The organism is Luteibacter sp. 3190 (genome assembly GCF_031456385.1).
In the GTDB taxonomy this organism is placed as follows: domain Bacteria; phylum Pseudomonadota; class Gammaproteobacteria; order Xanthomonadales; family Rhodanobacteraceae; genus Luteibacter.
The window spans coordinates 1,119,386-1,139,187 of the sequence record NZ_JAVDUO010000001.1; the positions used below are offsets into that span (position 1 = coordinate 1,119,386).

Consider the following 19,802-nt stretch of genomic DNA (forward strand, 5'->3'; position numbering starts at 1 on the left):
TCCATGTCCCTCGTCAAAGCGATACCGCGGCCCGGATCCCCAGCCCTACGACCGGTCTTCGGCACCTTTCGGCTTCCGAGGCGGCAGCCCTTGACGCGACACTCGGCGCGTCCGGTCCATCGGCTTCGGCTCGATCCGCCGGCAGGCCGCCCACCGCTCCACCATGCGTTTTGCCTGCCGCTCCGACCCCGCGCGCGCCTCGATCGACGCATCCCGGTCGCCACCCGGGAAAAGGCTCACCCTCCACTGCGTACTGCTCGCCAGCCCGCGGATCATTACGAAAGGCAGACCGTTCTCGGCCGCGCCGTATATCTGCGGCAGGGGCGCGCTGAGGGCGCTGGACGGTTTGTACCAGGTGACGGTGGACATGGCGCGGGACGATATGCGCGGCCTGTCTCAGAAATGTGGACGGTGCGCGCCGGCTACGCGAGGAATCGGCGATAAGGCCCGACGGCGGCTACACTCCAGGAATGAAGCTGCGGGAAGACCACATCCTCACCATCGCCGAGATCGTCCAGGACGCAGCCGCGACCAACGACGCGGCCCTCGTCGGAGACTTCGATGAAGCGCGGTTCCGGGCGCAGCTGGTCGTTGACAAGCTGGAGGCTGCCGGGCTGAGCAAGGGCATCGACTCTGCGCTGCGCGTGGTCGGGCTGCTCGGGCCGGTGGGCACGCGGCCGCGGCCGGGGTACGGAGAGGCTATGTTGCATCTGGCGAATCGTCTTGACGTCCTGGGCTTCGATCCGCTCTAGGACCACTCCATGGTTCCCACGCCACCAGGACTCGGCTCTCGTCGAGCACGGCGTCAGTTCGGGAGCGGGAAAGGCTCACCGCATCCCGAAGCGACTTCAACGCCGCTCTGAGCTCGACTGCGGAGACTTCGACGTCTCTCCGGGCAGATGCACATTGTGCCCGAAGGCTTGCGACAGTGCGCCACCGATCATCTTCACGCATGGCTGACCTCCACAAGGAATGCAGCCCCCTTCCTACTTCCGCGTTGAACGTAGCACACCCCTCACGGGCAGAAAGCTACTCCCGTCGCACCTCCCACAAGCCGTTCGGCTGCTCGACCTTCACGATCGCGTCCTGGCCGGCGTTCTCAAAGAACCGGGCCAGCGCAATGGCCGCGGTGACAGCTTCAGCTTCCGAAGCGTAGAAGTGCTCCGCCCGGTTGCCGGTTGCCAGCCGCCACAAGCCCCGATCTGTGGTGGGGCGTGCCACGTAGATCACAACCTCCGTCATGCCTTGCCGAGCGCCTTCCGCACGTCCGCGGCCATGACCCCGACCCGCTTCACGACCACGCGAAGCTCATCCTCGGAGACATCGAGGTCGGGGATCCAATATCGGGCCTCGTACTCCTCATTCACGTTGATGCGCCGCGCGTCGACCGGACCGCGGCTGCTCTTGTCGTCGCTCATCTGACCTCTCCCGCAATGGTGGGAAAAGCGTCGCGACGCGCCCGTGCAGCATCCGCGAAGAAACCTTCAACGGCTTGTCGGCAAGAACCGGCGGACTGTTCAGTGATGTCGCTATCGGAGATGATTGGGTTCGCGGGCCACATACTGTGGAACCGCTAGCGTGTGGCGATGCGTATGCCACCTTCGGAAACCAATCGTTCCGCTCAATTAACCCGTGAACAATGTGACGCCGAGCTCAGGGCCATTGTAGAAGCCGTCCGTGCCGGCGACTACGCCGCAGCGGAACTTACGGCCCTTGCGCTGCACGAAGCGGCTAAAAGGGCACAGCTCACGCTAATCGCGAACCGGGCTGCGACGGTCTACGCGGCGGTCTGTGTGCGGGCCGGTACAGCCCCGCTGCTTTCGCAATCCATGACGTCGCTAGCGGAGGCGATCGAGAGAACGAACTTCGCCCCAACAGCTGATTCGCCATAGGAGCTCTGTGGTATTGAAAGATTCGGAGCGTCGCTTTTCGGGGAGCCCCGGCCTCTGCACTGCGTAGTGGACGAGATCGGCCTCCAACGAACGCACCAGTGTTGCGCTAGGCACGACGCGGGCCGACATACTTGCGCGCGCGTAACAGCCCTAATCGACCCCAAGTCCGACAGGTTGTGGTGCTTCGAGACGACGTACCCGACCCTATCCGACCGCCTTATGAACAAACGTCGTTGAGCGAGGCAAGCTCCCGCGGATAATGACGGGACAGCCAGCGCACCAACCCTGCATCGAACAGCATGGTGTGGACGATACCACGCAGCACGACACCTTCCAGGACCGCGAGGCCTTCGACTCGGCCATTGGCTGCCGCGCGCATCGAGCGCCCCATCCATATCCCGGAAAGGGCGTGCGCGGATAGCATGCGCTCGGCCACTGGGTCGGCAACCAGCACTTCGATGACAGCAGCCATGCGTGCAAAGCGTGCTTCAGACGCCCTCGCCTCCTCGCGCAGAGTTCGGTCTTCGAGCCGACGGGCCCATTCGCGTTCCGAGCGTGTTACCCAGACCATGGTACGCCCTTCCGGAACAGGTGAGAGAGGTCTGCGAGGACGGCAAGAGACGTATATCGGCAGCTTTCCAGCATCGGCCCATTGCGCTCATACAAGGCCTTCGGCCATTGGGGAAAAAGCGGCCTAGGCAGAATGAAATAGTCGAGAGGGACAGGGGCACCCAACAGCATGCGAGCAAAAACCACAACGTCGGTTTCCTCGCTCTGGCGATGGTTGAACCACTGCTGGCTGTGGGTGCCACCGCTGCGAGCGCCGTGAAGCACTGTGAAAGAAAGCGACCATGCTCCATCAATGCGGAGACACCAACCGCTTCTTGAGACCTTTGAGCCACCGTCCTCCAGCATCTCCTCTGCATACCCCGTGAGGCTCTGCCGCCAGCGGGTGAGGAACCTTCGCCCAAACCCATAACGTGGATTACGGTTGGGTGTATACCCAACCCGCCGGTAGAGCTCGGTGAGGCTGCCGAAGCGGCGGGCGATGCCATGGCTCGACAACACATCCGGGCAGGCATCGAGGATGGGGCCGTTGAGACGACCTTCCTTCGTCACCAAGGTGCGGGCCCGCTGCACAATCGCTTCGTTGCTCGGCCGCTCGCGACGACGCTCGCGGAGGACTTGGACAGCCTTGTAAGTGCCGAGTGAGACAACAGGTTCGTAGGCGCCATCCTTACGGACCCATTCCGACTCCGGATTACGTAGAAGCGGACCCGCCAAACGCTTCTTGAAACGGCAATAGACATTCGAGCCCACATACTTCTTACCACGGAGGATGGTGTTGACCGTGCCATAGACCCAAGGCTTTCCGCGGTGGCTCAGGATGCCTCTCTCGTTGAGAAGGCGGGCAATCCCCGTGCACGTCTGCCCTTCGAGGTACTGAGAAAAGATCCAGCGAACGGTCTCAACTTCTTCTGACGGACCCGGCACCAAGATGACACGGTCGGTAACGAGGCTCTTCCGCTCCCCGTCGGCCAACAGCATCTTGGGTTCTCCGTCCGCACTGATGAGCAACCGGCGAAGACCGTAGCCAGCGATCGCCCCCTGCCTGAATCCAAGTGCCGCGAGATGCCGGTGCGCGGCCGAGGTCTTGACCGACAGCTCGCGGCTGTACTCGGCAGCCATTGCACGCTTGAGACCTTTGAAGACCATCGAAAATGGCGAACCGTCATTTTCGAACAGTTCAGCGACGTAAAATACCTTGACACCACGACGCCAGCATAAAAATTCATAGAAGGCGGCTTCATCGACGTTCTGAAACCGGCCCCATCGGGAAACATCCAATACAAGCACACCGTCGAAACCAGGGTGGCCCCGTGTTATGTCATCCATGAGTGCACGAAGCCCGGGACGACGTTCGATGGTTAGTCCGCTACGGCCATCATCGCGGTACACCCGCACGATATCCATGCTGTGGTCACTAGCATAGCCATTGATGGCCACACTCTGATTGTGGATGGAGTACTGCTGCATGTCTGTTGACATGCGCATATAGGCCGCCACGGGAACGGGGGAAGCGGTTGAAGGTACGCTTGCTCGGCGGGCCATGTAACCTCCATGGAAGATGGGAGGAGTGCCCCTGCCCTCGTTACTCTAAGCTGCTTTCCTGTGCACGAAAAGTCTGTACAAAGTCCTGTATCAGCAATGCAACACCCGCGTCCCTTTCAACGCTCGCACGAAGTGACGGCGGGCATAGCCGTGACATTCGCGCCGCCGGTCTCGGAGTTTCGAGCGGTCCGTACCGGTTACGCGACGAATAATTGGTGTTCATGTCCGATGAGAGATGCCTATTGGCCTTCATGACCTTGACAAAACGCTGGCGTGGAATAGTCCCGCGGGATGCGGGATTCCCCGGTACCCGCAATAACCATCCCTAATCACGAAATGGCCGGGTCCCGTACTGCCCCGTGGGCAGTCAGCGACCCACGGGGCACACCCAAGCTACTCCGGTCCTACGCGCGTGGCCTCAGCCACGCCCGCCGATCCTGCGCAAGCGCACGACGCAACCGTTGCAGGCGCCTGCCCGGTCCCTTGACATGGCGCCGTTGCAGGGAGGCTTCGTCGCTCTCCTCTAGCGCCCGTGTGTGGCCGTTCGGCAACAGTTCACGGGGAAATCCGGCAGCGTCATCGAGGCAGTGATCCACAGCGCGCCTCGGCGCCAGGAAGGCCTGCCCGCCCGACGGACGGCCTCCCACGGGCAGCCACGCCAGGGCGGTACATCCTCTCTACGCGGTTGATATAGCGTAGGGTCACCGGGCCCGGGCCACAGAAATTGCCCCACGCTCCTGCCCTCTTCGCTCTCCAAGTGGCTCAAGCAGTGGCAGAGCAACGCTCGAGCTTGATAGCCGCTCATCCGCCAGTGCCCGGGCCAGGACAAGCCACCGAACATGTGCCATTCCAGCGTCTGCGCGAACTGGTCCAGCACATCCATCAGCCAGCGCGCGTCATCCGTGGCCGACAGATGACGCCGTAGGATATGCATCCGATGCATCGGGAATAACGGAGTGGCGGCCCATTCCAGTGGATCGTTGTGAGTGGCGCAGGACAGGTACAGGACGCGTGCCCACGCTTTTCGAAAGTAACGTGGGCGCCCCGCCGCATCATCTTCGAGCCAGCACGCCGGGCAGAACGCGCGGCGCTGGCCTGGAACTAAGGTGTCGGGCGCGTCATCCACGCGGGCGCGCTGCATACGTGCCACCGGCACCTGCAACAGCCGCGAGAGCCGGGCGATGTCCCGGCTTTCCCACGGGATGCCGTCGGTTCCCTTAGCGCCCAACACGTCGGTGAACCATCCTCCACGGCGTAGCACGATGCCGCCATACACGTGTGAGGCACGCTCGATCACCGAATCGATGGTCTCATCGCGCATCGGCGCCTTGATCCACCACCGCTCGCGTGGACCACCGTAGCGATACTCCTGCCAGGCGGTCATGCCGCGATACCCTGCGGCGCCGCCTCGCGAGGGCTCTTCTTGTCCGGCACGCGACCGGCAAAGTACTCAGGAATTTCGGTCGCAGAACGCTCCAGATAGCCCATATCCACCCGATCGACGCCGTTCTCGATAGCCAGCGCCGCGGCGAAGACCACGCGCTCGACGATCAAGTCCAGTCGGCCCTTGCTTTCCTTGACCAGCAGGCGTTGCGTCGCGGGCAACGACAGGCGCGATCGCTCCGGCAAGGGAAGCGAGGATTCCAGCTCGTCCAGGAAGTTGGCAAGCAGCGGCCCGACGCGCCACTTAGCCAGCTTCAGACTGCGGAAGCGGGTCACCAGGTGCTCCTCGCGCATCATGGTCATCTCGGCGCGGTCGGTCCCCAGGGCCAGCACGTTGACGCTTGCCTCGTTCATCAGGAATTTGATACCTTCGAACGCGTTTTCGCGTTGGGCGTCGGAGCGTTTGAGCAGGTCCTGGATCTCGTCGATGATCAGCAGGCGCGTGTTCGCCGCCTTCAGCAATTCCACGACCAGCTCCTCGCGCTCGTCGTGGGAATAGCTGGCAATATTCGGACAGCCCATCGCGCGCAGCGTACGAGAGAAGATCTTGCTGGCCTCGCGCGCGTTGGTCATGGTGATCCGGACCACCCGCTGCGACGCCTCCTCTTCGTCGGTGCTGCCCAGCTCGGGGTACTCGCGAAGTATCGCGTTGGCGATCATCGTTTTCCCCGACCCTCCGACGCCGGACACGATCAGGCCCCGTGCGCGTACGCGGCCTTCGGAGCACACCAGCATGCGGACGATCTTGAAGATGGCGCTAATCTGTTCGTGGACGATGAAGCGGTCACGGCAGGTCCACTTGCTGCGCTCGGGTACGGGCAAGAGAATGGCAGCCTGCGCCAGGTCGTTCAGATGCGGATAAGCTTTGGCGTTCATTACAGTTCCTCCGTGCGGATGCTTGCGCGATTGGGGGCGACCGGGTCGGGCTGGGTGGCGTCGTTCGCCGGGTCGGCCGGCGCGCGACGGGCGCGGCCGCCCCGGCCTTTGCGCGGCTTGGACTCCGTTGCCGTGCGCGGATGCTTGAGCGATTGCGCATGCGCGTCGGCCTCAAGGCGGTCGCTGGTGGCGAAGCCCTCGTCCAGGGCAGCCTCCAGGGCGAGGGTCTCCTGTGCCGTATGCGGTGCATGCATGCGGTCGATGCCCGGGCCGGCGACCGCCGGCGCCTCAATGAGCATTCCCTGCGCGTCGCGAAACCAGACGCGCGAGAGGTCGTACGGGTGGAAGCGCACGGCCACGAAGTGTTCGTGGCCGACGCTGTCGGCCATTGCCGGGTGCCAGTAGCGCGAGTTGCGGAACGTGATGCCGTCACGTCGGATCATTCGCCGTTCCATCGGCAGGAAATCCACGCGCAGCTGGTCCGGCTCGGCGATGAGCGCGGGCATGGCAAGCTCGCCCGAGGGCTGCGTCCAGGCGCGGTCCCAAGCCACCAGCGGGGCGACACCCAACATTCGGTGGCGACGCACGTGGTAGTACGCGCAGATGCGCGTCACCAGCCACTGGCGGAGCTCGCCCAGAGTCATGGCGGCGCGGCGCTCGGACGGATAGTTGCCGCGCGCCTGAGTATTGCTGAAGGTGGTACCGGGAAGCCCGTGCACCATGCGCATGAGCGTGCCCATCATGCGTTCGATATGGCCGCCAAAGCGCGGCTGACCGGGCGGGCGGAATTCCAGGGCGATGCCGTGCTCGGCGCACCCCGACTCCAGCGGGTCACCGTGGAACTCCTTGGCATTGTCGGTCAGGACGAGCCTGACTTTCCCGTACTGCGGCCAGCCTGCCCTGCCGCACTTCTCGTTTGCCTTGGGCAGCATGGCGTGCTCCAGGCACAGCGCCACCGACACGCTGGAGGGTGCGTCCATCGTTAGGTAGATACCCAGCACGCAGCGCGTGGCCACGTCGATGGCGACGGTGAGCCAGGGGCGGCCCAGCACGGTGCGCCGATCGTCGCTGACCACCATGACGTCGACCAGGGTGTGATCGATCTGGCACACGTCCAACGGCCGTTCCACAAAGAGCCGCCCGGGAACCGGCCGCCAATGCGCGTCGGCACGCTTGGCGCCCTGTCGGGCGTTGTCCATGGCACGGTCGCTCACGGCGCGGATTCGACGTGCCACGGTGCGGTGCCCGGGGACGGGCCAGCCCAAACGGCGGCAGATCGAGCGTGCGCGCTCGGCCACCTCCAACTGGGAGACATACTCACGTCGCGCATAGCGCCGTTCGATCACGAAGTGCACTACACGCTCGGTCCGTGGATCCAGCTGAGTGCTTCCGGGCCGGCGGCCGCCGGGATCACCGATCAGCGACGAGGCACGCCGCGTGCGTTGATAGATCACGCGCTTGCGCTGGATGGTGCGAATCGAGAGGCCATGTTTCTCGGCCAAGGCTTTACTGACTGCCTTGGGCAGGCGCCCGAGTTCGATATGCACTTCGAAATCCTGCGCGAGCAGGCGCTTTTCGTGCCAGGTTTCCGAACTGGTGTTAACGCGGTCGAACGCGACGCTGGCAGGCCGTCCCGGCAATGCATGCAGCATCTCGATCGGAACGTCCAGATGCTCGTTCGTGGACACGTCAATGGCCTGGATTCGGCCCTGATCACGGACGGCGACGACTTGGAGGATGCACGTCCCCCATCCCACATGGCTGCCCGGTGTCAGAGCAAGGTTGGCTTGCGGTACGGCGCTTTCGGGCGAAATAGGCGCAAGGGGGCCCGGGCGGCCTAGCTGCAGGCCGCCGATCGATGTTTTCTTTGAAGGCATAACGAAACGCTCCCACTGCATGGCGGCAGGCGCTTGGGCGTGCCTGCCTCCGGACTTGGGCAAAGGGTGCCCGTGACGACCCTTTTTTTTGGGTCGATCCGCTTGCAATCGAAAGGGAGGCTGTGCGAGGCTTCGCTCACGGGACACAATCCGTGCGCCAAACCAAAAGGGGACTGCATTGCCGTGCGGACCCTTTTTTTTATCTCCAGCCTCCGGGCTCAGCTGTCCATGGGGCTTCTCCGGGGCGATGTGGCGTGCCGGCTGCACCGATAAGTGCTCCCCTCTTGGGTCACTTACCGTGTCGCTTCGTTGCAGTCGTTACGTGCACGACGGCGTCGTGGTCCGTCGAGCCTGCCAGATGTTTCACGGTTGCGCAAAAGCGCCCGGATCGCACCGAAACCCCTTAAAAAAGGGTTCGTCCGCATAATATATGCGCTACGGAAAAATCGTCGGGAAAGCTCGCGATTCTTCAGCGTCGCGCCAGGAACTCACCTACCGAGCGCTTTAACGAAGGGTCTGGGCCTACCGGTCGAACACCGGGGAATGCTTCCGGTGCGGGCGGGACAGTGGTCAGGAACACGCCTTATGACACGGCCCGTAACGAGGGTCGGCCGAGAATCCCAGAAAAAAGCGCACTTTCAGTCTTAAAGTGTTGAACCTGCGCAGTTTTATGCCCTCCTTCCCTACTTGCGAAGCACCAAGCGCGTGTACGCGCTGACTAGCAACGCTGGTCGGCGGCGTCCACGAATTTCGCGCACGTCTAACCCGCCAACGAGCGCAAGACCGTGCACGTTGCGCGTGTGCCATGACGGCACGTTTCAATCATCGTCCTCAGTTCGCCAGCAAGCGCCGATAGCTCGCGTTGTTTTGCTTCGATCTGGTCTAGATGTGCGCGGGCTACGACGTCAACGTCCTCGCATGACATATCCGTGCTTGTGGCCAGCGCAAGCAGACTCCGAACATCTTCCAGGGCAAAGCCCAATGCGCGGCTCCGTACGACGAACTGAAGGCGCTCCACATCGGGCTGATCATAGGCGCGATACCCGGCCGCGGAACGACCAGGCGGCGGCAGCAAGCCGATTCGTTCGTAGTACCGAATGGTTTCCAAATGACATCCTGTGGCCTTGGATAGGTCACTGATACGCATGCCTTGACTCCGTAGCGACTACGGACTTTAGTCTACGCCTTGCTGGACGGATCGGCGCAACCATGCCCTGATGCAGCTGCGAATCTACGGGTGACTCGCTCGCGCGTTCGCGCGGTCAGCGCCGCGTGCTGTGGACCGTGCTTGTTATCAATGTGGTCATATTCGTCGGCGAGTTCAGCGCCGGATTATGGGCTAACTCAATCGCTCTCCAAGGAGACTCTCTGGACAGCTTGGGCGATGCATTGGTGTATGCCGTCAGCCTGCTCGTTGTAGGCCGCACTCTGCGACTACGCGCCGGCGCGGCGCTCTTCAAAGGCGTTGTGCAGTTGGCCTTTGCGGGCATCGTCCTGGCAGAAGTCCTGCGTAAACTCGTCGTTGGGCCGTCACCCGTATCCATGGTAATGGCCGTCGCGGCGAGTCTTGCCCTGGTCGCTAACGGTACCTGTCTGGCTTTGCTCACGCGGTTCCGAAGCCACGACATCAATATGCGCTCGGTGTGGCTCTGTTCGCGCAACGATGTCATTAGTAATGCTGGCGTGCTCGTAACGTCAGCGGCGATCGCGGCAACCCACTGGCTTTGGCTGGACCTCGTCTTTGGTGGCGCGCTTGCGATCCTATTCGCACGCACCGGCTTGCAAGTCGTCGGCGCGGCTTGGGCCGATTTCCACGTCCCGTCGCCGACTGCCGAGCGATGACTCGCGCCTAAAGGACGCATCGCCGGCTAGTCGCCCGCGCCTGATCTGGCCCTACATTCGGCGTTTCTGCTGGCTTCACCATAAACGAAGGCCACCGTCATCCGGTGACCTTCGTGCACGCCGTTTGTATCGTCAGGAGATTGGGAGGCCCTTCAGGGTTGCGCTTGCTGCAATGAGGTTACCGTTCCGTTCATACCGGCCGCTCGAAGTCCGAAATTGACGCGATCGCCAACTTTTACGGTGTTGAGAATGGCGGGAGACGCTACCTTGAAGGGCATGGTCATTACCGGCCAGCCTAGCGTGGCGAACGCCTCGTGCTGCAGTGTGATGGTGCCCTTGGCGGGATCAATGGCTTTGATTACACCTTTGATACATAGATGGCGTGGCTCCCCTTGGTCTCCATCACCCTGACATTCGCTCGCTTGGCCACACACGATCGCGTGGCCCAACGGGCTACAGAGCGATGAACGAATGATGCGGCTCAGGAGCCGTGCCGAGATCGACTGTGACTGTCCAAGGAAGCGGCCTCCGGCGAGGTTTGCGAGTAAGGCGGGCATGATGCCCGCCCCACCTCGCATAGATCAACCCGGTTTAAACGCTGGCGTGCAACCCTCCATGTGCTTTCAACGGCACCACGGCGGGCATCGCCAACGAGGCGTTGTCCAGGTCGGACGCATGGTTCGACAATTCCACCTCTGTCGAGGTCGCGCCGAACTGCGACATCGCCTGGATCAGCTGCTGCAGTTCCGCACTTGCAGGCGCCTGCGCCGGCATCCAGATGGTGTCGTCCGCCTGCATCCTTCCGGCGTCCATCCAGTTGAGAGTCATCGCACCGGTGACCGCCGCTGGCGTGAAGCCCGTGGGCAGCGGTGTCAGCATGCTCCCGAACTGCGATGCCGGGATCGCGAAGCCGCTGCTGGGCTGCACGTAGCTGATCGCCTGATCGCCTCCCAGGAAGTGGTTCTGTACCCGTACCTGCTGGTTGCTGTCGCCGTCGACCAGCATGATGAGATCGTCCCCGCTGCGGTGGAAGCTAAGGCGGGTCCGGTCGACGTCGTTGAAGAACAGCCAGTCGGTGCCGCCGCCGGTGTTGTCGATGACGTCCTTGCCATTACCGGCCTTGTACAGGTACTTGTCGTCGCCCGCGCCACCCTGCAAGAGATCGTTGCCGTCTTCGCCGACCAGCGTGTCGACACCCGCGCCGCCGACCAGGATGTCGTTGCCCGAGCCGCTGAACGAGCCATTGCCGCCGGAGAGGTAATCGTCGCCGTCGCCACCGACCAGTTTGTCGTCGCCGCCCATGCCGAACAGCGTGTCGTTGCCTCCCACGCCGCGAATCACATCGCGACCGCTGGTGCCGACAAGCTGCTCGCCCGCGCTCGTGCCCGTGATCGTCTTGGTGTAGTCGGCATCGTTGCCGGGCTCGGTCGGATCGCCGCCGCCGGGCGACGTGCCCTGGCCGGCTAGCGCTTTGATCGCCGCGGTGTCGAGCATCGAGCCGCTGGCCGGCTGCACGAAGTCGATCGCCGCATCGCCGCCCAGGAAGTGGCCGAGCACGCGCACGGTCTTGCTGGTGTTGCCATTCACCGTGATGAGCAGGTCGTCGCCGTCGCGGGCGAACGCGAGCTGGGAAGCGGTGATGCCGTCGTCGAAGAAGATCCCGTCGGTGCCGCCGCCGGTGTTGTCGATCACGTCGTTGCCGCCACCATAAACGTACTGGTCGTTGCCGGCGCCGCCCAGCATCGTGTCGTTGCCGTCCTCGCCAGACAGCGTGTCGTTTCCGATGCCGCCTTCCAGGCGGTCGTCGCCTGAGCCGGTACCGGAGCCGTTGCCGCCAGCGAGATAGTCGTCGCCATCCCCGCCTTGCAGCGTGTCGTTGCCGCCAAGGCCGAACAGCGTATCGTCGCCGCCCAATCCTTTGAGTAGGTCCTTGCCGCTGCCACCGACCAGCTGCTCGCCGGCCGACGTACCTTCGACCACTTGGTCGTAACCGCTGGAACCGCCGGCCACGATCTGGTTGATCTGCGCGGTGGTCAGCATCGAACCGCCGTCCGGCTGCACGAAGTCGATGGCCGAATCGCCACCCAGGAAGTGGTTGGTGACACGCAGGGCAGGTTCGCTACCGGCGTCGACGAAGATCAGCAGATCGTTCCCGTCGCGGGCGAAAGTGATGCGCTCGCGCGCGACGCCGTCGAGGAACACACCGTCGAAGCCGCCGCCGGTGTTGTCGATGGTGTCGCTGCCGGAGGTTTCGTCCCACACGTAACTGTCGTCGCCGGCACCACCGATCAGGCTGTCGTTACCCGCGGCACCGACGATGGTGTCGTTGCCGCCCATGCCGTTGAGCACATTGTCGCCGTCGCTGCCGGCCAGGTAGTTGGACAGTGCGTTGCCCGTGCCGTCGATACTGGCGGAGCCCATCAGGAACAGGTTCTCGATGTTGGCCGACAGCACGTACGAGGCGGATGCCTGCACCTGGTCGTTGCCGCCACCGCTGGCTTCGACCACGACGTCGCCGCTGTCGCCGACCACGTAGACGTCGTCGCCCGCGCCGCCTTCCAGGCGGTCGACGCCGTCTTCGCCGTCCATGTAGTCGTTCCCGGCACCGCCGTACAGCGCGTCGTCGCCGTTACCGCCCCACATCTGGTCGTCGCCGTCCAGGCCATACAGCGTATCGTCGCCATCCAGGCCGGCCAGCTTGTTGCCTGCCGCGTTGCCGGTGATGGTGTTACCCAGCCCGTTACCGTTGCCGGTGACCACGCTGCCGCCAAGCACGAGGTTTTCGACGTTGTCGTTGAGCACCAGGTTGGTGTCGTAGCGGCGCTCGATGGTGTCGATGCCTTCGTCCGCGAATTCGAACGCTCGGTCGCCGGACGACTCCAGCACGAGGTAGTCGTCGCCCAGCCCGCCATAGAGCTTGTCGTTACCCGCACCGCCTTCGAGACGGTTCGCGCCATCGTTGCCCTCGAGCACGTTGTCCTGTGCGTTGCCGGAGCCGTCGACATCCGCCTCGCCCACCAGAGTGAGATTTTCGAGGTTGTCGCCAAGCTGCCAGCTGACGAAGGACTCCACGGCATCCGTGCCTTCGCCGGCCGCCTCGACGATGAGGTCGCCTGCGTCGTCCACGACATAGATATCGTCGCCCAGGCCGCCGGTGAGCGTGTCCGCGCCCGCATCGCCGTCAAGCAGGTTGTCGTTCTCATTGCCGACGATCTCGTTGTCCTGCCAGTTGCCGACGCCCTCGACCGCCTGCGACCCCGCTTCCAGTACCAGGCGCTCGATATTGCCGCCCAGCGCGTAGTCGACGGTCGAGCGCACCGTATCCGTGCCCTCCCCTTCGAACTCGATCACTTCGGCCGAGCTGTCGCCGATGAGGAAGGTGTCGTCTCCCGTACCGCCGTACAGGTGGTCCGTGTTGCCGCCGCCCTGGAGCGTATCGTTGCCCGCCCCGGCGTAGATGTCGTCGCGGAAGTTCGTGCCGGTGAGGTTGTCGTCACCGGTACCGCCATGGATCACGTTGGTGACGCTCAGCCGCACGGTCGAGGTCGCCGTCTGGCCCCAACTGTCCGTGGCGATGATCTCAAGTGTGGTCTCCAGGCCGCCGTTGGGCGGTGTGCCGGTGAGCAGGCCGGTGTGCGGATCGATGCTGAGCCAGCTCGGCGCACCCTGGCCCAGGCTGAGCAGCAGCGTGTCGTCGACCGCGTCGGAGAACATGCCGTCCGGCAGGGCGAAACTGAGCGGTTCCTCTCCGGTCCCCTCCAGCTCCACGTTACCGATCAGCACCACCGGCGGATTGTTGGTGTACGGCAGGTGATCGAGGCCACCCTTGCGGATGGTGCCGTCGGCGAACACGAACTGGTCGATGGCGCCGCTCAACTCGTCGCCTGTCGCATCGGTCCAGTAGTTGGCGATGCGCAACTGGTCGTGTGGATCGGTGCCCACCTGGATGATCAGCGTCGCGCCTTCGCGGCTGAAGCTGACCATGTCGGTGGTGACCTCGGCGGAGAACACCACGCGGTCCAGGCCCGAGCCCGGGGGCGAATAGACCGTATCGGTGCCGTCGCCCAGCCCGTAGTGGAAATCGTCGAGGCCACTCGAGCCATGCAGCCCGTCGTCGCCGGTGCCACCGTAAAGATCTGCACCGCCGGAGCTGGCGTAGAGGTTGTCGTCGCCGGCATCGCCGTACAGTTCGTCGTGGTTGACGCGGTCGAGGCTGTGGACATCCGCCTCGCCGCCGATGATCGTGTCGTCGCCGCGACCGCCATGGAGGACGTTGATGTAGCCGTTGCCGGTGAGCGTGTTGTCGCCGTCGTTACCGACCAGGTTGCCGCCCCAGATGGAATTGTGCAGCAGCGAGCCCAGCGCGATGTTCTCGACGTTCGCATAGCCGTCCAGGCTGAACGTGGTATCGCCGTTGATGGCCGTCGCCGAGCTGCCGATGACGACAGTGTCGCTGCCCTCGCCCGCGGCTTCCACCACGTGATCCAGCGCATCGACGACGTAGCGGTCGTTGCCTGCGCCGCCGGAGAGCGTGTTCGCACCGGACGACTGAGAGCCGTCGAGGGTGTTGTTCAGCGTATTGCCCCAGGCGGAGGTATCGGCGCTGCCGGTCAGCACGATGTTTTCCAGCTCGAGGTCGTCGGCAATCGACCAGGAAACGCTCGCCTGGACGGTGTCGATCGAGTTCGTGCCGGTTTCGACAATGTGGTCGCCCGCCTGGTCGACCACGTAGGTCTCGTTCGCCTCGCTGCCGATCAGCGTATCGGCACCGGCGCCGCCGTCCAGGATGTAAGTATGGCCGCTATGGCTCTGCCAGCCCGAGGCGACGTCGATGGTGATGGTGTTGTCCAGCGCGTTACCTGTGAAATGGCGGGGTATGATCTCGACCCAGCCGGGGTAGAACGGATTGGTGAAGGCCCACTCGTTGGAGTCGTAGATCGCCACCAGGTTCTCGACGTTGGCGGTCAGCGTATACGAGTAGTTGTCGACGTAGACGGTATCGATACCCTCGCCGGCGTTCTCGACCACCTGGTCGGCACCGGCGTTGTAGTCGTGGTTGGGCGAGCTGGACACGATGTAGTAACGGTCGTCGCCCGCGCCGCCGGACAGCGTGTCGTGGCCGTCGCCGTAGAGCTGGTCGTTGCCCGCACCGCCGTTCGCCGTATCGGCGCCCGAGCCGCCACGGATCACATCGTCGCCATCGTCGCCGTTGAGGGTGTCGTCGCCTGCGCCGCCCAGGACGGTATCGTTGCCGCCCATGCCCGACAGCGTGTCGTTACCCGCGCCGCCGTCCAGCGAGTCGTTGGCTTCCGAGCCCACATGGACGTCGTCCGCATCCGTGCCGACCCAGTGGTTGTCGCCGGTCAGGAAGCTGTCCCTGGTGAGGCGCGTACCGTCGCTGAACTCGATGACGTGGGTGCCGTTGGTCGCGGCCAGGAAACCCTCGAGGACGGCACCCGTGATGTTGCCGTTGATCAGGAAGAACACCATCAGATCGGGACCGCTGATCTGGTAGTTGGTGACCATGGACGGTGTGAGACCGACACCGAAGCGGATCGTATCGCTGCCGGCGTCGGCATCGGCCAGGCCGACCACGCGATCGAAGCTGCTCAGCCCGATGGTGTAGGTATCATTGCCCGTGCCGCCTTCCAGCACGTTGTTGCCAAGGCCGCCGAAGAGCTGGTCGTCGCCTTCACCGCCGTTGAGGTAATCATCCCCACCCAGGCCGTAGATCGTGTCGTTGCCGGCACCGCCATAGAGGCTGTCCTTGCCGTCCGTGCCGTTGATGACGTCGTCACCCGAGGTGCCCGTCGTGGGCACCACCACGCCCAACTGCTGGCGGAGCTGGTCCTGGGTCAGCACGCCGCCATTGGCGAAATGGATGTCAATGGCGGCGGCGGGATTGAAGAAATCGCGCACGCCCAGGATGTCGCCCGTGGCGGTGTTGCGGATGATCAGGTCATCCCCCTGCAGCTGGTAGGTCAGCTCGGACGAGGCGATGGATTCGCCGAACAGGATGATGTCCTGGCCTTCGTCGTCCCCCATCGCCGCGAAGATGCGGTCGGTGCCGAAGCCGCGCTCGAACACGAAGGTGTCGTTGCCGGCGCCGCCCACCAGTACATCGTCGCCCACGCCACCGGTGAGGCGGTCGTCGCCGTCGCCACCCAGCAAGGTATCGTCGCCTTCATCGCCGGAAAGCACGTCGTTGCCGGCACCGCCGTCGACGTAGTCGTTGCCGCTGCCGCCAGAGACCTTGTCGTTGCCTGTGAAGAGCTTTTCGTAGTCGTCGCCGTAGAGGAAATCGTCCCCGTCGCCGCCGGAGATGTCGTCCTCGCCGCCGAGGCCGTGCACGATGTCGCTGCCGGCGCCGCCGTCGATGATGTCGTTGCCGTGCAGGGCAGCGGCGATCTGCGAGTCGTCGCCATCCAGGTAGTCGTCGCCGGCGCCGCCAGTGAGCCGGTCGTTGCCGGCGCCGCCCCACATCTGGTTATTGCCCGCACCACCGTCGAGCGTGTCGTCGCCCTCCTCTCCGGAGATCTGATCGTCGCCCTCGCCGCCGTTGAGGATGTCCTTGCCGGCGCCGCCCCACATCTTGTCGATGCCGTCGCCGCCGCCCAGGCTGTCGTCTCCATCCCCGCCGTAGATCTCGTCGTCGCCGTCGCCGCCGTCCAGCACGTCGTTGCCGGCTTCGCCGCTCAACATGTCGTTTTCGGTGCCGCCGGACAGGCTGTCGTCGCCCGTACCACCAAACAGGCGGTCATTGCCGCTGCCGCCGTCGAGCACGTCGTTGCCGCCGTTGCCCTGCAGCTCGTCGGCGCCCTCGCCGCCGGACAGGTAGTCGTTGCCGTGGTGTTCGGGCGCGAGCTGCGAGTCGATGGCATCGCCCAGCAGGATGTCGTCGCCGTCGCCACCGAGCAGCGTATCGTCGTCGCCACCGCCAAAGAGCTTGTCGTTACCCGCGCCGCCGTCGAGATAGTCCCGGCCGTTCTTCGCCGGATCGATGTCGAACGCATCGCCGTCGAGTTCGTCGTCACCGTCGCCGCCACGCACGATGTCGTCGCCGCCATCGCCGGCGAGGAAGTCGTTGCCCGCTCCACCGTCGAGGGTATCGTTGCCGCTGCGGGTATCGGCGCGCTCGTTGTCGCCGCGGATGATGTCGTCGCCGTCGCCGCCGAAGATCGTGTCGTCGCCGTCGTCGCCGGATATGGAGTCTATGCCCGCTCCACCGTCGATGTAGTCGCGGTCCGTATCGTCGGCATCCACCGCCAGCAGGCTTCCGCGCCCGCCGATGTGATCGTCGCCCTGACCGCCGTAGATGATGTCGTTGCCGCCACCGCCCACGATCTGGTCATCGCCGGCACCGCCGTCGATGAGGTCGTTGCCGTTCTTCTTCGCCTGGTCGGAGATCAACGCGCCGAAGTGCACACCGGGAATGCTGCTGTCGCTGATATCGCCGTAGATGGTGTCGTTGTCGTCGCCGCCGTTGATCACGTCGTCGTCGGCGCCGCCGCTGATATAGTCGTTGCCGGTGCCGCCCAGAATCGTATCGTTGCCTTCGCCGGCGGTGATGTTGTCGTCGCCGGCACCACCATCGAAATAGTCGTCGCCGCTGCGGAAGGCGTTGGGATCCGGATAAGTCGCCGCATGCGATGTGACGATCGTGACACCGTCCGCGGTCGCCTTGATGTACCAGCCCTTGCCCTTGCTCAGCACGGCCGCGCCCAGGCTGGCGATCTCCGCCTCGATACGCTGGCGCTGGCTCTTGCCGTCCGCCTCGATGGTATCGCTCCAGTCCTCCAGGTCCACCAGTTCCGATCCGTCGACGAGGAAGTCGTTGCCGTCGCCACCGGTGAGTTCGTCGTCGCCGCTGCCGCCGAAGATCAGGTCGTCGCCCGCCCCGCCATCGATGATGTCGTTGCCGGTGCCGCCGGAGATCCCGTCGTTGCCGGCCAGCGCGTTGAGGTGGTTATCGCCAGTGTTGTTGCCGTTATGGCCGAACACGTCGTCGTCGCCGGTCAGCGGCGCGGAATCGTTCGGGTGGGTCTCGTCGAAGCCGGGAATCGTGATGCCCAGGTTGCCGTTCTTCCAGTTCTGGATGAGGATGCGTGCGCCGTTCTCGCGGTAGACGATCACCAGGGTCTTCTCGGCCTCGCGCCACGACAGGCGGAACTTGCCGTCCGAGGTTTCCCAGTCGCCCAGCGAGGCATGCTTGATGGTGTCGAAGCCAATGCCGGTGCCGCTGATGTCCAGGTCGTTGAACAGGATCTTGCCCTGGCCGTCCTCGTCGACGATCACGTCGTCGACGGCCGCGTCGGCCAGATCGGCGGTGGTGAACTTGTAGATGTCGAAGCCGGCGCCGCCTACGAGCGTGTCGCTTCCGGCGCCGCCGCTGAGGATGTCGTCGCCCGCGCCGCCCTTGAGGGTATCGTTGCCCCCCGCGCCGTCGAGGTTGTCGTTGCCGTCGCCGCCCGACATATAGTCGGTCTTGTCCGCACCGAACATGATGTCGTCGCCTTCGCCGCCGGCCATGGCGTTGTTCCAGCCGCTGTCGCCGGTCAGCACATCGGCGTTCTTGCTACCGAAGTTGAGCTTGTACTCGAGCGTGGGCAGGTACTGCTGGCCGGTGTCGCCCACGAGGCGCTTGATGAAGGCCAGCGTTTCCTCGTCCTCCGACCGGCCGAACAGGCCGTCGAGGAAGTCGTTGGTCTTGTCCTCGGAATAGTTGGATACCGCTACAGCCACCGCGGCGACCACCACCACGATGCCGAGCGCCGGAAAGCCGATGGACGCCAGGGCCGACGCGGTGATCGCCCCCGACCAGGCGCCGACCAGCGAACCCACGGCGACGCCGACCATCTGGCCGTAATCCCTATCCTTCCAGGCGGAAAGGAACTTCGCGGCATCGGCGATCTTGTTGACCTTGCCCAGGGCATCGACCACCCTGCCCTCACCGGTGGCACCCTTGATGCCTTCTTCCAGCCCGCTCAGGCCGTCGGCGAGGAAACCGGCGACCTTGATTTCGTCCGGAACGCCTTCTTCCCTGAGCTTGGTCGCCTGGTCGATGAAGGATTTCTTCCAGTTGGCGACCGCGTCGTTCCATTCCTGGTTACCCTCGAGCTGGAACGTCTCCGCGAAATAGTCGATCAGTTCCGCGTTCTGGTCGGCTGCGGCGGACAAGGCTTTGGCCAGGTCGGCCATGCCCAGTTCGGTGACATCGCCGACCGCGACCTGCGCCTCGTTGAGCGCACGGAAATAATTGTTGAGAAATCCCTTCGTCAGCTCGGCGATGGCGGCGGCAAGACGTTCCTTACTCGAAATATCCATTCATAGACTCCTTTCGTGGACGGTTACGGGTAGCAACCAGGTAGCCGGCAACGAAGCCTGCTTCGATGCCGGACATTACGGATACGGTGGTGGCGAACGAATTCCCGCTGCGGCGAAGGAATTCCATGCAGAAGCCGAACAGGACGACCGCGCTCAGGATGGTCAGCGACCGCACCGCCGCCCTGGCGAATTCCGGCCCGTCGGGGTCGTAGTCGCCTTGCTTCTCCCTGCGCCAGACATCGCCCCAGTCCCTGATCGTCAAGGCGAAGCCAAGCGAGGCTTCGGGGGACAGCGACAAATTGAAGTACACCAGCGCTGCGACGAAGGCGATGTTCGACGCGACCAGCGAAGAACCAAATACCGCGACGACGACGTTCTCGACGACGAGCGCCAGCACCAGCAAAACCGTGTTTCTACGGATACGTGTCTTCACCAT

General features: G+C 64.0%; 14 protein-coding genes. 2 read left to right on the plus strand and 12 right to left on the minus strand.

All coding sequences use genetic code 11. The features are described 5' to 3' along the window. Positions 1–45: 45 nt before the first annotated feature. Complete coding sequence (locus tag J2X58_RS05080) at positions 46–369, minus strand: hypothetical protein (protein WP_310046770.1); 324 nt, start codon at positions 367–369, stop codon at positions 46–48. Between the two features lie 101 nt (positions 370–470). Here J2X58_RS05080 and J2X58_RS05085 point away from each other — a divergent pair, with 101 nt between their 5' ends. After that, on the plus strand, positions 471–752 hold the full coding sequence (locus tag J2X58_RS05085) for a hypothetical protein (protein ID WP_310046772.1): 282 nt from the start codon (positions 471–473) through the stop codon (positions 750–752). 277 nt (positions 753–1,029) lie between these two features. Here the strand turns inward: J2X58_RS05085 and J2X58_RS05090 are convergent, their stop codons facing one another. The 8 genes from J2X58_RS05090 to J2X58_RS05125 all read right to left on the minus strand — a co-directional run bounded on the left by J2X58_RS05090 (position 1,030) and on the right by J2X58_RS05125 (position 9,347). Then, entirely contained in the window at positions 1,030–1,242 is a 213-nt protein-coding gene (locus J2X58_RS05090; RefSeq protein ID WP_310046775.1) for a hypothetical protein, read from the minus strand. Continuing rightward, positions 1,239–1,418 (minus strand): DUF3606 domain-containing protein, encoded by a 180-nt coding sequence (locus J2X58_RS05095; protein WP_310046777.1) that lies wholly within the window; start codon positions 1,416–1,418, stop codon positions 1,239–1,241. The genes J2X58_RS05090 and J2X58_RS05095 overlap by 4 nt, the downstream gene beginning before the upstream one ends. 691 nt (positions 1,419–2,109) lie before the next feature. After that, positions 2,110–2,364: a hypothetical protein gene (locus tag J2X58_RS05100; protein ID WP_310046779.1), complete on the minus strand. Its 255-nt coding sequence runs from the start codon at positions 2,362–2,364 to the stop codon at positions 2,110–2,112. 86 nt (positions 2,365–2,450) lie between these two features. Continuing rightward, positions 2,451–4,004, minus strand: coding sequence for a recombinase family protein (locus J2X58_RS05105; protein ID WP_310046781.1), 1,554 nt, complete (start codon positions 4,002–4,004; stop codon positions 2,451–2,453). 523 nt (positions 4,005–4,527) lie between these two features. Further along, positions 4,528–5,388 (minus strand): TniQ family protein, encoded by an 861-nt coding sequence (locus tag J2X58_RS05110; RefSeq protein WP_310046783.1) that lies wholly within the window; start codon positions 5,386–5,388, stop codon positions 4,528–4,530. Beyond that, a complete protein-coding gene (locus J2X58_RS05115) occupies positions 5,385–6,323 on the minus strand; it encodes a TniB family NTP-binding protein (protein ID WP_310046784.1) in 939 nt (312 codons plus the stop codon). Before J2X58_RS05115 ends, J2X58_RS05110 begins: the two co-directional genes overlap by 4 nt. Then, a complete protein-coding gene (locus J2X58_RS05120; protein WP_310046785.1) occupies positions 6,323–8,221 on the minus strand; it encodes a Mu transposase C-terminal domain-containing protein in 1,899 nt (632 codons plus the stop codon). Before J2X58_RS05120 ends, J2X58_RS05115 begins: the two co-directional genes overlap by 1 nt. Positions 8,222–8,960: 739 nt before the next feature. After that, positions 8,961–9,347 carry a helix-turn-helix domain-containing protein gene (locus tag J2X58_RS05125; protein ID WP_310046786.1) on the minus strand — a complete coding sequence of 129 codons (387 nt, stop codon included), beginning with the start codon at positions 9,345–9,347 and terminating at the stop codon, positions 8,961–8,963. Positions 9,348–9,472: 125 nt separating this feature from the next. Here J2X58_RS05125 and J2X58_RS05130 point away from each other — a divergent pair, with 125 nt between their 5' ends. Continuing rightward, complete coding sequence (locus J2X58_RS05130) at positions 9,473–10,042, plus strand: cation transporter (protein ID WP_310046788.1); 570 nt, start codon at positions 9,473–9,475, stop codon at positions 10,040–10,042. A 152-nt stretch (positions 10,043–10,194) separates the two neighbouring features. On the opposite strand, the gene J2X58_RS05135 is transcribed toward J2X58_RS05130, so the two are convergent. From J2X58_RS05135 to J2X58_RS05145, 3 genes are read right to left on the minus strand one after another with little or no spacing between them, the layout of a single operon-like run. Further along, positions 10,195–10,620 carry a copper-binding protein gene (locus J2X58_RS05135; RefSeq protein WP_310046789.1) on the minus strand — a complete coding sequence of 142 codons (426 nt, stop codon included), beginning with the start codon at positions 10,618–10,620 and terminating at the stop codon, positions 10,195–10,197. Between the two features lie 13 nt (positions 10,621–10,633). Then, positions 10,634–19,366 (minus strand): calcium-binding protein, encoded by an 8,733-nt coding sequence (locus tag J2X58_RS05140; RefSeq protein ID WP_310046790.1) that lies wholly within the window; start codon positions 19,364–19,366, stop codon positions 10,634–10,636. Next, positions 19,350–19,802, minus strand: coding sequence for a hypothetical protein (locus tag J2X58_RS05145; protein ID WP_310046792.1), 453 nt, complete (start codon positions 19,800–19,802; stop codon positions 19,350–19,352). Before J2X58_RS05145 ends, J2X58_RS05140 begins: the two co-directional genes overlap by 17 nt.